This window comes from Enterobacter adelaidei (genome assembly GCF_041937165.1).
Lineage (GTDB): Bacteria > Pseudomonadota > Gammaproteobacteria > Enterobacterales > Enterobacteriaceae > Enterobacter > Enterobacter adelaidei.
In genome coordinates this window covers 149,507-164,537 of sequence record NZ_CP154353.1, presented here as the reverse complement: position 1 = coordinate 164,537, position 15,031 = coordinate 149,507, and the positions used below count along the sequence as shown (strand labels likewise).

Annotated in this window: 14 protein-coding genes; 11 read left to right on the top strand and 3 right to left on the bottom strand. The window is 54.5% G+C overall.

Annotated features, from left to right (window positions below):
• The first annotated feature begins 52 nt into the window (after positions 1-52).
• Together AAHF05_RS00845 and avtA are read left to right on the top strand one after the other, a co-directional pair.
• Positions 53-2,080 carry an alpha-amylase gene (locus AAHF05_RS00845; RefSeq protein ID WP_129325182.1) on the top strand — a complete coding sequence of 676 codons (2,028 nt, stop codon included), beginning with the start codon at positions 53-55 and terminating at the stop codon, positions 2,078-2,080.
• 193 nt (positions 2,081-2,273) lie between these two features.
• Positions 2,274-3,527, top strand: coding sequence for a valine--pyruvate transaminase (avtA, locus tag AAHF05_RS00840; RefSeq protein ID WP_028018245.1), 1,254 nt, complete (start codon positions 2,274-2,276; stop codon positions 3,525-3,527).
• Between the two features lie 4 nt (positions 3,528-3,531).
• Here avtA and AAHF05_RS00835 read toward each other — a convergent pair whose 3' ends face one another.
• The gene (locus AAHF05_RS00835) at positions 3,532-3,987 is read right to left on the bottom strand and encodes a 4Fe-4S dicluster domain-containing protein (protein ID WP_129325181.1); all 456 of its coding nucleotides are present in this window, start codon (positions 3,985-3,987) and stop codon (positions 3,532-3,534) included.
• Positions 3,988-3,990: 3 nt separating this feature from the next.
• Complete coding sequence (yiaJ, locus tag AAHF05_RS00830) at positions 3,991-4,809, bottom strand: IclR family transcriptional regulator YiaJ (protein ID WP_010436731.1); 819 nt, start codon at positions 4,807-4,809, stop codon at positions 3,991-3,993.
• 226 nt (positions 4,810-5,035) lie between these two features.
• On the opposite strand from yiaJ, the gene yiaK reads away from it, so the two are divergent.
• Genes yiaK through araD form a run of 8 tightly spaced genes read left to right on the top strand, consistent with a single transcriptional unit; the run spans position 5,036 to position 12,592 of the window.
• A complete protein-coding gene (yiaK, locus tag AAHF05_RS00825) occupies positions 5,036-6,034 on the top strand; it encodes a 3-dehydro-L-gulonate 2-dehydrogenase (RefSeq protein WP_108089348.1) in 999 nt (332 codons plus the stop codon).
• Between the two features lie 10 nt (positions 6,035-6,044).
• Complete coding sequence (locus AAHF05_RS00820) at positions 6,045-6,512, top strand: YhcH/YjgK/YiaL family protein (RefSeq protein WP_129325180.1); 468 nt, start codon at positions 6,045-6,047, stop codon at positions 6,510-6,512.
• Positions 6,513-6,538: 26 nt separating this feature from the next.
• Complete coding sequence (locus AAHF05_RS00815) at positions 6,539-7,465, top strand: DUF4862 family protein (RefSeq protein WP_129325179.1); 927 nt, start codon at positions 6,539-6,541, stop codon at positions 7,463-7,465.
• 43 nt (positions 7,466-7,508) lie between these two features.
• Complete coding sequence (locus AAHF05_RS00810; protein WP_108089345.1) at positions 7,509-8,828, top strand: MFS transporter; 1,320 nt, start codon at positions 7,509-7,511, stop codon at positions 8,826-8,828.
• Positions 8,829-8,884: 56 nt separating this feature from the next.
• Positions 8,885-10,390: an FGGY-family carbohydrate kinase gene (locus AAHF05_RS00805; RefSeq protein WP_129325178.1), complete on the top strand. Its 1,506-nt coding sequence runs from the start codon at positions 8,885-8,887 to the stop codon at positions 10,388-10,390.
• A complete protein-coding gene (gene ulaD, locus AAHF05_RS00800; protein ID WP_128348597.1) occupies positions 10,387-11,040 on the top strand; it encodes a 3-keto-L-gulonate-6-phosphate decarboxylase UlaD in 654 nt (217 codons plus the stop codon). Before AAHF05_RS00805 ends, ulaD begins: the two co-directional genes overlap by 4 nt.
• Positions 11,041-11,042: 2 nt before the next feature.
• Positions 11,043-11,903 carry an L-ribulose-5-phosphate 3-epimerase gene (locus AAHF05_RS00795; protein ID WP_108089344.1) on the top strand — a complete coding sequence of 287 codons (861 nt, stop codon included), beginning with the start codon at positions 11,043-11,045 and terminating at the stop codon, positions 11,901-11,903.
• Entirely contained in the window at positions 11,897-12,592 is a 696-nt protein-coding gene (gene araD / locus AAHF05_RS00790; RefSeq protein ID WP_028018236.1) for an L-ribulose-5-phosphate 4-epimerase, read from the top strand. Before AAHF05_RS00795 ends, araD begins: the two co-directional genes overlap by 7 nt.
• Here araD and AAHF05_RS00785 read toward each other — a convergent pair whose 3' ends face one another.
• Complete coding sequence (locus tag AAHF05_RS00785) at positions 12,593-13,402, bottom strand: AraC family transcriptional regulator (protein WP_128348595.1); 810 nt, start codon at positions 13,400-13,402, stop codon at positions 12,593-12,595.
• Positions 13,403-13,626: 224 nt separating this feature from the next.
• On the opposite strand from AAHF05_RS00785, the gene AAHF05_RS00780 reads away from it, so the two are divergent.
• A complete protein-coding gene (locus AAHF05_RS00780; RefSeq protein WP_129325177.1) occupies positions 13,627-15,027 on the top strand; it encodes an MFS transporter in 1,401 nt (466 codons plus the stop codon).
• Positions 15,028-15,031 lie beyond the last annotated feature (4 nt).

Sequence of the window (15,031 nt, the reverse complement as noted above, 5' to 3'; positions counted from 1 at the left end):
TACCCTCAGCCTGGTGGCACACTGGTCAAAAATGCCGCGACAGGAAAATGGAATGAAACGCACCGCAATAGCCTTTCTGATGTTACCCGCACTGGCACATGCAGGCTGGTCATCACCGGGGTTTACTGCATTTAACACCGAAGGCACCGGGATTTTCACCAGTCAGACAAAGCTCGCGAAGGGTACGCGTCCTCTTACACTAAGTTTTGACAAGACGTGCTGGCAGCCAACAGATGCGATAAAACTCAACGAGATGCTGTCGCTCAAACCCTGTGACGGCACGCCGCCGCAGTGGCGTCTTTTCCGCGACGGTGAATACCAGATGCGGATTGATACCCGATCCGGCACACCCACCCTGCAGCTGACCATCCGGAGTGCCGCAGAACAGCCGGTTACCAACGTTATCCACCAGTGCCCGAAGTGGGACGGTAAACCGCTGACGCTGGACGTCAGCCATACCTTCCCGGAAGGCTCCGTCGTACGCGACTACTACAGTAAGCAGACGGTGACGGTGCAGAATGGAAAAATCACTCTGCAACCGGCCGCCAACAGCAACGGCCTGCTGCTGCTTGAGCGCGCCGAAACCGACAAGCCTGCGCCGTTTAGCTGGCAGAACGCCACTGTCTATTTTGTGCTGACCGACCGTTTTGTGAATGGTGACCCGAGCAACGACAACAGCTATGGCCGTCACAAAGACGGCATGCAGGAGATTGGTACCTTCCACGGTGGAGATCTCAAGGGGCTCGCCAGCAAGCTCGACTATTTACAACAGCTGGGGGTGAACGCGCTGTGGATTAGCTCGCCGCTGGAGCAGATCCACGGCTGGGTCGGCGGTGGCACCAAAGGTGATTTCCCACACTACGCCTATCATGGCTATTACACTCAGGACTGGACGAAGCTCGACGCTAACATGGGCACCGAAGATGATTTACGTCATCTGGTCGATGAAGCGCATAAACGTGGCATTCGTATCCTGTTCGATATCGTCATGAACCACACGGGTTACGCGACGCTTGCGGACATGCAGGAGTATCAGTTTGGCGCCTTGTATCTGCAAGGTGATGAGCTGAAAAAGACGTTGGGAGAACGCTGGACGGACTGGAAGCCGGGCGCAGGCCAAAGCTGGCACAGCTTTAACGACTACATCAACTTTAGCGACAAAGCCGCATGGGATAAATGGTGGGGGAAAAAGTGGATCCGCACTGATATCGGTGATTACGACAACCCCGGCTTTGATGATTTAACCATGTCGCTGGCATTTTTACCCGACCTGAAAACGGAATCCAACACACCTTCCGGGTTGCCAAACTTCTATCAACACAAGCCTGATACCCATGCGAAAGCCATCTCCGGGTATACCCCGCGCGATTACCTGACCCACTGGCTCAGCCAGTGGGTGCGTGACTACGGTATTGATGGTTTCCGGGTTGATACGGCCAAACACGTTGAGCTTGCGGCCTGGCAACAGCTGAAAGACCAGGCCAGCCAGGCGCTGGCGGCCTGGAAAGGTGCTCACCCGGACAAAAAGCTCGACAATGCACCATTCTGGATGACCGGGGAATCCTGGGGCCACGGCGTCATGCAGAGCGATTATTACCGCCACGGTTTCGATGCGATGATTAACTTTGATTATCAGGAGCAGGCGGCAAAAGCGGTGAACTGTCTGGCGGATATCGACCTCACCTGGCAGCAGATGGCGGAAAAACTGCAAAGTTTCAACGTCCTGAGCTACCTCTCTTCACATGACACGCGCCTGTTCCGTGAAGGGGGTCAACGCGCAGCTGAACTGCTCTTGTTAGCACCGGGTAGCGTACAAATCTATTACGGAGATGAATCTGAACGTCCATTTGGGCCAACAGGTTCAGACCCGTTACAAGGTACCCGTTCGGATATGAACTGGCAGGACGTCACGGGCAAACAGTCCTTAACCGTCGCCCACTGGCAAACGCTGGGTCAGTTCCGCGCGCGCCATCCGGCGATTGGTGAAGGCAAACAAACCACGCTGTCGCTGAAAGAGGGATATAGCTTCGTGCGCGAGCATAATGGCGATAAGGTGATGGTAGTATGGGCAGGTAATTAATAACGGCTCACTCCAGTATCCTCTCCCGTTGGGAGAGGGTTACGGTGAGGGAAAAATCAACAGAACTATTCACTACATAAATCCATTCCTGCCACATAAAACAACAAATCCGACCACGCCACCCGATTTGCACCAGCACGGTGCTAGCGTTATGGTTACCCACTTTCAAAATAAGCTCGATAGATCACCTGCTATGACGTTTTCACTTTTCGGCGACAAATTCACCCGCCATTCAGGCATTACTCGCCTGATGGAGGACCTCAACGACGGGCTGCGCACACCGGGCGCAATCATGCTCGGCGGCGGAAACCCGGCTCAAATCCCGGAGATGAATACCTATTTCCAGACGCTGCTCGCTCAGATGCTGGAAAGCGGCAAAGCAACCGATGCGCTTTGCAACTACGACGGCCCGCAGGGTAAAACCGAACTGCTGGCACTCCTCGCCGAAATGCTGCGTGACGAGCTGGGCTGGGATATCGAACCACAGAATATTGCACTGACAAACGGCAGCCAGAGCGCGTTTTTCTACTTGTTTAACCTGTTCGCAGGGCGTCGCGCCGACGGCACCACCAAAAAGGTGTTGTTCCCGCTGGCACCGGAGTATATCGGCTACGCCGATTCCGGCCTGGAAGAGGATCTGTTCGTCTCCGCGCGCCCGAATATCGAGCTGTTGCCGGAAGGCCAGTTCAAATATCACGTCGATTTTGAACACCTGCATATTGGTGAAGAGACGGGTATGATCTGCGTATCACGTCCGACGAACCCAACGGGCAACGTGATCACCGATGACGAACTGATGAAGCTGGATGCGCTGGCGAATCAACACGGCATTCCGCTGGTGATCGATAACGCCTATGGCGTACCGTTCCCGGGCATTATCTTCAGCGAAGCACGTCCGCTGTGGAACCCGAACATTGTCCTGTGCATGAGCCTCTCTAAGCTGGGCCTGCCGGGTAGCCGCTGCGGGATTATCATCGCGAATGAAAAAATCATCACCGCCATTACCAACATGAACGGCATTATCAGCCTTTCGCCGGGCGGTATCGGCCCGGCGATGATGTGCGAAATGATTAAGCGCAACGACCTGCTGCGTCTGTCCAATGAGGTGATTAAGCCGTTCTATTACCTGCGTGTTCAGGAGACAATTGCGACACTTCGCCGCTATTTACCGGAAGAACGCTGCCTGATCCACAAACCTGAAGGGGCGATTTTCCTGTGGCTGTGGTTTAAGGATCTACCCATCACCACCGAACTGCTCTATCAACGCCTGAAGAAGCGCGGCGTGTTGATGGTACCGGGCGATTACTTCTTCCCAGGCCTGGATAAACCGTGGCCGCATACGCACCAGTGCATGCGTATGAACTACGTGCCCGATCCGGAAAAAATCGAAGCGGGTGTCAAAATTCTGGCCGAAGAAATCGAAAAAGCCTGGCGCGAAGAGGGTTAAGGTTTTACACCAGATGATGCTGTCGTTCCGTACGTAATCTGGCGGTATCAACACAGCGCAACGCGTGGGTTGGACAGGCCTCCACACAGGCCGGTCCGCCTTCGCGATGCAGGCACAAATCACACTTCAGCGCGTGCGCCTTATTTCCCTCCAGCCGAACCTGCATCGCCCCAAACGGGCACGCCAGCACACAGCTTTTGCAACCAATGCAGCGCGTCTGATCAACGAGCCACGCTCCCGCCGTGCGGCGAATGGCATGGGTTGGGCAGACATTGGCGCAGGGTGCGTCTTCACACTGGTGACAGCCAACTGCCGTGGTATATGACCCCCCTTTAACCACACGAATGCGTGGCGTAAAGGCATGTGCGGATACGGAATCCTGATGCGAGACCGCACAGGCCGCTTCGCATGTGCGGCACCCGATGCATTTTTCCGCATCCGCCATGATAAATCGGTTCATCTGTTACGCCTCGCGTACGTTAAAACCCAGTTCTTTTGAAATAGCCTCTGCCGTTTCGCGCAGTGGTTTAAGCAAGTTTTTCTCGCCCACCTGCTTCATGCGTGATGTCGATAGCGATATGGAGATCGCATACGGCACGCGGCCATGAATATCAAACACCGGCACGGCGATACAGGAGACACCCAGCTCGTTCTCTTCTTTGTCCATCGCCATGCTGCGATCGCGAATTTCCGCCAGCTCATCATACATGGCACTCAATTCTGTGATGGTGTTGCGGGTCAAAGGTTGGATCTGTTCCTGATGGCTTTCCCAGTAGCTCGCCACATAGTCCTGGTGACCAAACGCCATGTAGATCTTGCCCATCGCAGAGCAGTAGAGCGGCATATGCTGACCGATATAAGCACGCGTGCGCAGCATACCGGTTGTCGGCTCGAGTTTATAAATCAGGATCGCGTGGTCGTCTTCCCGGCTGGAAAAGTTCACCGTTTCACCCGTAGCAATATTCAGCGCTTCAAGGTGTGGCGCCGCCACGTGGATGATATTGAGCGACGACAGCGCCTTTTGCCCGACGGCGATAAATTTGGTGGTCAGACGGTAACTGCCCGCCGCAGGCGCCGGGGTAACGTACCCGCACGACTGTAATCCCTGGAGTAACCGGTGAACGGTGCTCTTATTCAAACCAGCCAGTTCCGATAAATGCGCGAGCGGGCACCCGTTCGGATAGTTGCTGAGGATCTCAATCAGCATCAGGCCGCGAAACAAGCTCTGGCTACCTGCTGGCCTCTCTTTTTCTTGCGTCATTTCGCTCTCTTTCGTGCTCATTAAATGGCTCCTTTTTATCGCGCTCCTGATGGTAGCGCAAAGTGTGGTTTAGTTCACGATCTCAACAGAAAAAACACAACCAATTGATTTTAATGATTTTTGAAAAACATGAATGTCGTTGATCTGACAAATTTTGATCGCTATATTTGAAATCAGATTTCGCATAGTGAAATTTAACGATAAAAAAGCACTCGCACTGACACCAAAAATGAACAGGAGAACAGGGATGAAAGTGACCTTTGAAGAGTTGAAAGCGGCGTTTAATCGGGTCCTGATCGACCGCGGCGTAAAAGCTGACGCCGCAGATGCCTGTGCGGAGATGTTTGCCCGCACCACAGAATCCGGCGTCTATTCACACGGCGTGAACCGTTTCCCGCGTTTTATTCAGCAACTTGACGCTGGCGACATCATTCCTGACGCTCTGCCAAAACGGGTAACGTCATTAGGTGCCATTGAGCAGTGGGATGCTCAGCGCGCCATCGGCAACCTGACAGCGAAGAAAATGATGGATCGCGCCACGGAGCTGGCATCCGATCATGGGATCGGCCTGGTGGCTCTGCGTAACGCAAACCACTGGATGCGCGGCGGCAGCTACGGCTGGCAGGCGGCGGAGAAGGGTTATATTGGAATTTGCTGGACCAACTCCATTGCCGTGATGCCCGCGTGGGGATCAAAAGAATGCTGCATTGGCACCAACCCGCTAATCGTTGCGATTCCTTCCAACCCAATCACCATGGTCGACATGTCGATGTCGATGTTCTCCTACGGCATGCTGGAAGTAAATCGCCTGGCCGGGCGCGAGTTGCCGGTTGATGGCGGGTTTGACGACGAGGGTAATCTCACCCGTGAACCCGGCGTCATTGAGAAAAACCGTCGCATTTTGCCAATGGGCTACTGGAAAGGGTCCGGCCTGTCTATCGTACTGGATATGATCGCGACACTGCTTTCCAACGGTTCTTCCGTGGCGGAAGTCACTCAGGACAACAGTGACGAGTACGGTGTATCGCAGATCTTTATCGCCATTGAGGTCGATAAACTGATCGACGGCCCAACCCGCGATGCCAAACTTCAGCGCATTATGGATTTCATCACCAACGCTGAGCGCTCAGACGAAAACGTCGCCATCCGTCTGCCGGGTCATGAATTCACCCGCCTGCAGGAAGAGAACCGCCGTAACGGCATCACGGTTGATGACAGCGTGTGGGCGAAAATCCAGGCCCTGTAAGGAGTGGACGATGATATTCGGACATATTTCACAGCCAAATCCGTGCCGTCTCCCACAGGCGATTGAAAAGGCGCTCGATTTTCTGCGCACCACGGACTTCACGGCACTGGAGCCGGGCGTTGTTGAAATTGAGGAACGCAACATCTTTGCCCAGGTGCTCGATCTCACCACCAAAGCGTGGCATGAGAATCGCCCGGAAGTACACCGTCGTTATCTGGATATCCAGTTTCTGGCATGGGGTGAAGAGAAAATTGGTATCGCTATAGATACCGGCACCAACAAAATAAGCGAATCATTACTGGAACAGCGGGATATTATTTTTTATCACGCCAGCGAAAATGAATCATTTATTGAAATGATACCCGGCAGTTATGCCATATTTTTCCCGCAGGACGTCCACCGTCCTGCCTGTATTAAGAGCAAAGAATCCACAATTCGTAAAATTGTGGTGAAAGTGGCAATCAGTGAATTGAATTAATTTTCTGATAAATACAGGAATGCGAAATGACCAACACCGGTTTTATTATTGGTGCGTACCCCTGCGCACCTTCGTTTCACCAGAAAGGGGAACAAGAAGAACAAACCTTCTGGCGGGAACTTTCCGACACGCCCAACATCCGCGGGCTGGAACAACCTTGCCTGGAAAACCTGCATCCGTTTGGTGATGAATGGCTGTTCCGTCATACGCCAGGGGACTGGCAAATCGTGGTGACGGCAGTGATGGAAACCATGCGCCGCCGTGGTACCAACGGCGCGTTCGGTCTGGCCTCCGCCGACGAGCAACAGCGTAAGGCCTGCGTCGAATTCTATCGCCATCTGCACCAGAAAATTGACGCCGTGAATGCCCGTTACCCCGGGAAAGTGATCGCCCTGGAGATGCAGGCAGCACCGCAGGCAGGTAATGCCTCTGTCGAACACGCCACCGAGGCATTCTCTCGCTCCATTCGTGAAATAGCAGACTGGGACTGGTCATGCGATCTGGTTCTTGAGCACTGCGATGCTATGACCGGACTCGCTCCGCGTAAGGGGTTTTTACCCCTGGAGCAGGTACTGGAGGTGGTGAAAGATACGGATATCAGCGTCTGCATCAACTGGGCACGTTCGGCCATCGAAGGTCGTAACACCGCCCTTCCGCTTGAGCATGTTCAGACCGCCCGCAACGCCGGAAAGCTTGGCGCGCTGATGTTCTCCGGGACAACGGCAACCGGTGAATACGGTGACTGGCAGGATCTCCATGCACCATTTTCTTCATTCTGCGCCGACAGTTTAATGACCACTGAACACGCAAAAACACTCTTTACTGCGGCGAGCGCCGCAACATTAAAATTCTCCGGTATTAAATTGCTGGAAATAAATGCTAATGCTGACGTCAGCCATCGCATTGCCATTTTGCGCGACGGCATTAGCGCCATGAAAAAAGCGACACAATAAAAATATAAATCTTATTCCGGTTACATTTACTGAGACATTAAATATGAACACGAATTCTCAAGCTCTACATGCGGATATTCCGCGCCAGCGCTGGCTAAGAATCATCCCCCCTATTCTTATCGCCTGCATTATTTCTTATATGGACCGAGTGAATATTGCATTTGCGATGCCAGGTGGTATGGATGAAGAATTAGGTATATCCGCCACAATGGCTGGCCTGGCGGGCGGTATCTTCTTTATCGGCTATCTGTTCCTGCAGGTTCCCGGTGGCAAAATTGCTGTTCATGGTAGTGGTAAGAAGTTTATCGGCTGGTCGCTGGTCGCCTGGGCGGTGATCTCGGTACTCACGGGTCTCGTGACGAATCAGTATCAGCTTCTGGTGCTGCGATTCTTACTCGGCGTGGCGGAGGGCGGGATGCTGCCCGTTGTGCTCACCATGATCAGTAACTGGTTCCCGGATGCCGAGCGAGGTCGCGCCAACGCGATTGTGATTATGTTTGTGCCCATTGCAGGGATCATCACAGCACCGTTGTCGGGTTGGATCATCACCGCGCTCGACTGGCGCTGGCTGTTCATTATTGAAGGGCTGATGTCCGTTGTTGTGCTGGTGCTCTGGGCATTCACCGTGTATGACCGTCCACAAGAAGCCCGCTGGATATCGGAAGCCGAAAAAAACTACCTGGTGAAAACGCTGGCGGCGGAACAGCTGGCGATTGCCGGTAAAGAGGTGAAAAATGCCTCGCTCAGCGCAGTGCTGTCCGACAAAACCATGTGGCAGCTGATCGCCCTGAACTTCTTCTACCAGACCGGAATTTACGGTTACACCCTCTGGCTGCCAACCATCCTGAAAGAGCTGACGCATACCAGTATCGGCCAGGTAGGGATGCTCGCCATTCTGCCTTACATCGGCGCGATTGCGGGCATGTTCCTGTTCTCGTCTCTTTCTGACCGTACCGGCAAGCGCAAGTTGTTTGTCTCCCTGCCCTTGATAGGTTTCGCGCTCTGCATGTTCCTTTCTGTGGCGCTAAAAGAGAACACCTGGCTGGCCTATGCCGCGCTGGTGGGCTGCGGCTTCTTCCTGCAGTCCGCTGCGGGTGTGTTCTGGACTATTCCGGCGCGTCTGTTTAGCGCCGAAATGGCGGGCGGTGCGCGCGGAGTGATTAACGCCCTGGGTAACCTCGGTGGCTTCTGCGGCCCTTATGCGGTTGGCGTGCTTATCACGCTGTACAGCAAAGACGCAGGGGTTTACTGCCTGGCGGTATCTCTGGCGCTGGCCTCGCTGCTGGCCCTGCTGTTACCGGCGAAATGCGATGCCGGCTCTGAGCCGAATCCCACGGTGAATCCACATAAACGTGCGGCCTGATGTCCTCACCCCAGCCCTCTCCCACCGGGAGAGGGAGCAACACAAGAGAATCAAAGATGAGTGAAAAAGAGCCCTTCTGGCTGGGTATCGATTGTGGCGGTACTTATCTGAAAGCCGGTTTATACACCCGTCAGGGAAAAGAGGTCTGTATTGAGCGCCGTTCGGTTGCCACTCTCAGCCCACGTCCTGGCTATGCTGAGCGGGATATGCACCAGCTCTGGCAGCACTGCCACACGACCGTCGCACTGCTGCTCAAAAATGCCAGGGTCGATGGCGAGCAGATCAAAGGTGTCGGTATTTCGGCTCAGGGCAAAGGGCTGTTTCTGCTTGATAAACAGGATCAACCGCTGGGAAACGCCATGCTCTCTTCTGACCGTCGGGCACTGGAGATTGTGCAGCGTTGGCAGCAGGACGGCATTCCCGAAAAACTGTACCCGCATACTCGCCAGACGCTATGGACCGGGCATCCGACTTCGCTCCTGCGCTGGGTCAAAGAGAACGAACCACAGCGGTATCAGCAGATTGGCTGCGTGATGATGGCGCACGACTACCTGCGCTGGTGTCTGACGGGGGAAAAAGGCTGCGAAGAGAGCAATATCTCGGAGTCCAATCTCTACAACATGAGCACTGCTCAGTACGATCCACAGCTCACACGCTGGCTTGATATCAGCGAAATTGACGGTGCACTACCGCCGATTGTCGGCTCCGCAGAAATTTGCGGGGAAATCACCGCTCAGGCAGCCTCGCTTACCGGTCTGGCGGCGGGTACTCCCGTCGTTGGCGGGCTGTTTGATGTGGTTTCCACCGCGATCTGCGCCGGACTCCATGATGACAACACGCTTAACGCGGTGATGGGAACCTGGGCCGTGACCAGCGGGATCGCCAACGGCATTCGTGATAACGAACTCTTTCCCTATGTGTATGGCCGCTATGTGCACCCGCAGCAGTACATCGTGCACGAAGCCAGCCCGACCTCATCCGGCAACCTGGAGTGGCTGACAGCGCAATGGGGTGACGTCTCGTTCAGTGAGATTAACGATGCCGTTGCCAGCTTACCGAAGGCGGAAAGCGATGTGTTTTTCCTGCCGTTCCTCTATGGCAGCAACGCTGGTCTGGAGATGACCAGCGGCTTTTACGGAATGCAGGCACTCCACTCCCGGGCCCATCTGTTGCAGGCGGTTTACGAGGGCGTGGTCTTTAGCCACATGACCCACCTGAACCGCATGCTGGAACGCTTTACACACGTGACGTCGCTGCGCGTCACGGGTGGCCCCACACATTCAGACGTGTGGATGCAAATGCTGGCAGATGTCAGCGGTCTGGCAATAGAACTACCGCAGGTGGAAGAGACCGGTTGCTCCGGTGCGGCGCTGGCAGCACTTGTCGGTACGGGCATCTATACCGATTTCCACGCCGCTCAGCGTGCCCTGCGACACGACACCAGGGTCATTGAACCCAACATGCGTGCCCATGCTGCCTACCAGCGCAAATATCACCGCTACCAGTTACTGATTACCGCACTACAGGGCTATCACGCCCGTGTTAAGGAGTTCGACCTATGAGCCGTCCATTACTTCAACTGGCGCTCGACCATACCTCACTTCAGGCCGCGCAGCGCGATGTCGCTTTGCTTGCGGATCATGTTGATATCGTCGAGGCGGGCACCATTCTGTGCCTGACCGAGGGTTTACCGGCCGTGCGTGCCCTTCGCGAGCAGTGCCCGGACAAAATCATCGTGGCCGACTGGAAAGTGGCCGACGCTGGAGAAACGCTGGCAGAACAGGCGTTCGGTGCAGGCGCGAACTGGATGACCATCATCTGCGCGGCACCACTGGCGACCGTTAAAAAAGGCCATGAAGTCGCTCAACGCTGCGGCGGCGAAATCCAGATGGAGCTGTTTGGTAACTGGACGCTGGAAGATGCACGCGCATGGCACCACATCGGGGTGAAACAGGCCATCTATCACCGCGGGCGCGACGCGCAGGCGAGTGGTCAGCAGTGGGGCGAAGCGGATCTCGCGAAAATGAAAGCGCTCTCCGACATCGGTTTACAGCTTTCGATTACCGGCGGGATCACTCCTGCCGACCTGCCGCTGTTTAAGCAGATTAACGTCAAAGCCTTTATTGCCGGCCGCGCGCTGGCTGGTGCTGAAAAGCCACCGCAGGTGGCACAGGCATTCCATTCACAAATCCGCGACATCTGGGGAGAGTAACCATGCGTCAGCATCCGTTAGGTATTTACGAAAAAGCGCTGTCGAAAGATCTCACCTGGCCGGAACGTCTGGTGCTGGCGAAAAGCTGCGGGTTTGATTTTGTCGAAATGTCGGTTGATGAAACTGACGAACGTCTGTCACGTCTTGAGTGGAGCACCACGCAGCGTGCATCGCTGGTTGAAGCCATGCTGGAAACCGGCGTGTCGATTCCATCCATGTGCTTATCTGCCCACCGTCGTTTCCCGTTTGGCAGCCGCGATGAAGCCGTGCGTGAGCGCGCCCGCGAAATCATGACCAAAGCCATCAGGCTGGCGCGTGATTTAGGTATCCGCACCATTCAGCTTGCTGGCTATGACGTTTACTACGAAGAACACGACGAGGGCACCCAGCAGCGCTTCGCAGAAGGGCTGGCGTGGGCGGTGGAACAAGCCGCTGCGGCACAGGTGATGCTGGCAGTGGAGATCATGGATACCGCCTTTATGAACTCGATCAGCAAATGGAAAAAGTGGGACGACATGCTCGCTTCACCGTGGTTTAGCGTTTACCCGGATGTCGGCAACCTGAGCGCGTGGGGCAACGATGTCACCGCAGAGCTGACGTTGGGCATTGACCGTATCGCTGCAATACACCTGAAAGATACCCAACCCGTCACTGAAAACAGCCCGGGACAGTTCCGCGATGTGCCGTTTGGCGAAGGCTGCGTTGATTTTGTCGGCGTGTTTAACACGCTGAACCAACTGAACTATCGCGGCGCGTTTCTGATTGAAATGTGGACTGAAAAAGCAAAAGAGCCCGTACTGGAAATCATCCAGGCACGTCGCTGGATTGAAGCACGTATGCAGGAAGGAGGCATGACATGTTAGAACAACTCAAAGCTGAAGTGCTGGCAGCAAACCTGGCGCTTCCCGCCCACCAGCTGGTGACATTTACCTGGGGCAACGTCAGCGCGGTCGATCGCGAAAGCGGGCTAATGGTGATCAAACCCTCCGGCGTAGAGTATGACGTGATGACCGCAAACGACATGGTGGTGGTTGATCTTGCCACGGGTGCGGTAGTCGAAGGCAGCAAAAAGCCCTCCTCCGACACGCCAACGCATCTTGCATTGTATCGCCGTTACCCTGAGATTGGCGGCATCGTCCATACGCATTCCCGCCACGCCACTATCTGGTCGCAAGCGGGGCTGGATTTACCTGCCTGGGGCACCACGCATGCCGACTACTTTTATGGCGCGATCCCCTGCACACGGCTGATGACCACGGCTGAAATAGCCGGGGAATACGAATATCAGACGGGGGAAGTGATCATCAAAACCTTCGAGGAGCGCGACTTAAACCCGATGCAAATTCCGGCAGTGCTGGTCCATTCTCACGGTCCGTTCGCCTGGGGAAAAAATGCGGCCGATGCAGTACACAACGCGGTGGTGCTGGAAGAGTGCGCCTGTATGGGCCTGTTTTCACGTCAGCTGGCACCGCAGCTACCGGTGATGCAACAGGAGTTACTGGATAAGCACTATCTGCGCAAGCACGGGGCGAATGCCTATTACGGGCAGTAATCACCCGGAATTGATGTGCTCCTTACAGTACCGCCGTTTCCAGACGGCGGGTGTTAAGCCCGTGTGTTTGGTAAATATCTGCCGGAAATAGCCCACGTCATTAAACCCGCAGCGGGTTGCCACTTCGGTGAGCGATGCAGAGCCATCCAGCAACAGCTTTTCCGCCGCCCTGACGCGCTGGCGATGTATCGCCTCCGTCAGGGTTAAATGAAAAGTGCGACGAAACACGCGCCCCAGATAATCGGCATTACAGTGCAACTCTCTGGCGAGCTTCGAAGTAGAGAGGGGTAAATGAAATTGTGTGCGAATAAGCTGTTTCGCCTTCCACGCCATTGCGGCTCCAGCCTCATCCATTTTGTCCTCATACCCCGAAGAGAGCGAAACTTGCTGCAAAATCAGGAGTAAAAGGAGCTCCAGCGCCATACTACGCTGTAATTTTTCCTGCTCACTCAGAAACTGACGGAACAGAGAAATGACATATTGCGCATCCCTGACGCTGCAATGCTGTTCTATTGCCAGAGAGGGGGAGCCCTGCCCTGTGTTTTCCACTTCGAAGTGCAGCCAGTAGAATTTGAGATCTGCCGGGAAATCCTCCACCCCCACGTGCCGCCGATCCGGCCAAAGCAATAAACTTTCTCCAGCCTTCACCTCAAAAAGGGTGTTTTCCTCCAGGATCGTTAACGTCCCTTTTTCGACAAAAATTATTTCCCACGACGCCAGCTTTCGCGCCGGATGACGACCCACACCTCGGGAAATAAATAACCCGCCATTTTGTACCTTAATCGGAAGCGCTATGGATAATTCAAGCATCGGTATTCACTATCCCGCTTTTATCGTCATGGAAATTGAGTTTATTCATTGATTATTAATAAATATTAATATCCCTTCCCGATCCAACTCACATTTTTAGCATCAGGTCGGAATTGTCATCTTTTTATACTTTTCCCTTCCCTTGTTGGCCCTGTCGTTCGGTGCAGAATAAATGGGGTACCTTGCATAAATACGATAAAAATCGATTACCGAGGAGTTACCTCATGACTTCCACACCGATTACAGAATCTGACGTTGCACAACCGGCAATAGATGACCGCCTGTCAGTTCGCGAAAAAATAGGCTATGGCCTGGGTGACGCGGGCGGCACGGTCATTACCTGTCTTATCATGAACTTTCTCACCTTTTTCTATACCGATATCTTTGGTCTGACGCCCGCCCTTGTCGGCACGCTGTTTATTGCATTACGCGTGTTTGATGCCATCTCCGACCCGGTAATGGGCGTGATTGCTGACCGCACGCAAAGCCGGTGGGGACGTTTTCGCCCCTGGCAGTTGTGGGTCGCGTTCCCGATTGGGATCATCGGCGTACTGACCTTCACCGTCCCGGAAGCCAGCATGGGAGTAAAAATTACCTGGGCGTTCGGTACCTATTTACTGTTATCCGTAGGCTATACCGCCATCAACGTGCCCTACTGCGCGCTGATCAACACCATGACAACCCGACACAACGAGGTGATCTCCTGCCAGTCATGGCGTTTTGTGCTGTGCGGCGTTGCCGGATTTTTAGTGTCTGTTGGTCTGCCGTGGCTGGTATCCGTATTAGGCCAGGGTAATGCCGCGAAGGGTTATCAGCTTGGCGTGGGCGTGCTGTGCGCCGTCGCCGTGGTGATGTTCCTGTGCTGCTTTTTCTGGGTACGTGAGCGTGTCCCGCTGGCACTGATGGGTAAATTCACTCTGCGCGAGCACCTGGCTGGCCTGCGTAAAAACGATCAACTGCTGTTAATGCTGGTGATGTCCTTCCTGCTGATCAACGTTTTTAACATCCGCGGCAGCGGGTACATGTATTTCATCACCTACGTGCTTCAGGGCAGCACCGCCTACACCTCACTGTTTTTTACCATGGTGACCTTTGCGGCCATTCTTGGGGCGGTGATCGTTAACCCGCTGTCCCACCGTTTTGATACGGTCAAACTTTACTATTACACCAACCTGGTGCTGGCCGTGCTCGCGGCGGGAATGTGGTTCCTGCCCGGCGGACCAAATTACCAGACGCTCTGGCTGATTGTGATCCTGAGCAACGGCGTCATCCTGGGTTTTACGCTGCCGCTGCACTTCTCGTTGATGGCCTTCGCCGACGACTACGGCGAATGGAAAAACGGCGTGCGCTCGTCGGGCATGAACTTCGCCTTTAACCTGTTTTTCATCAAGCTCGCATGGGCTTCCAGCGCCGGGATCATCAGCCTGGTGTTTATCGCCGTAGCCTATCAACCTGGTGCCGGTAACCAGACGCCGGCATCTCTGCAAGGTATCACCGCCATGGAGACATTACTCCCTGCTCTTTTCCACCTGCTGCTGGCTGTCTCAATTCGCTGGTGCAGACTCAACAATCCAATGATGTCGTGCATTGCCACCGACCTGCGCCAGCGTCACATACAGTCCTGAGGAG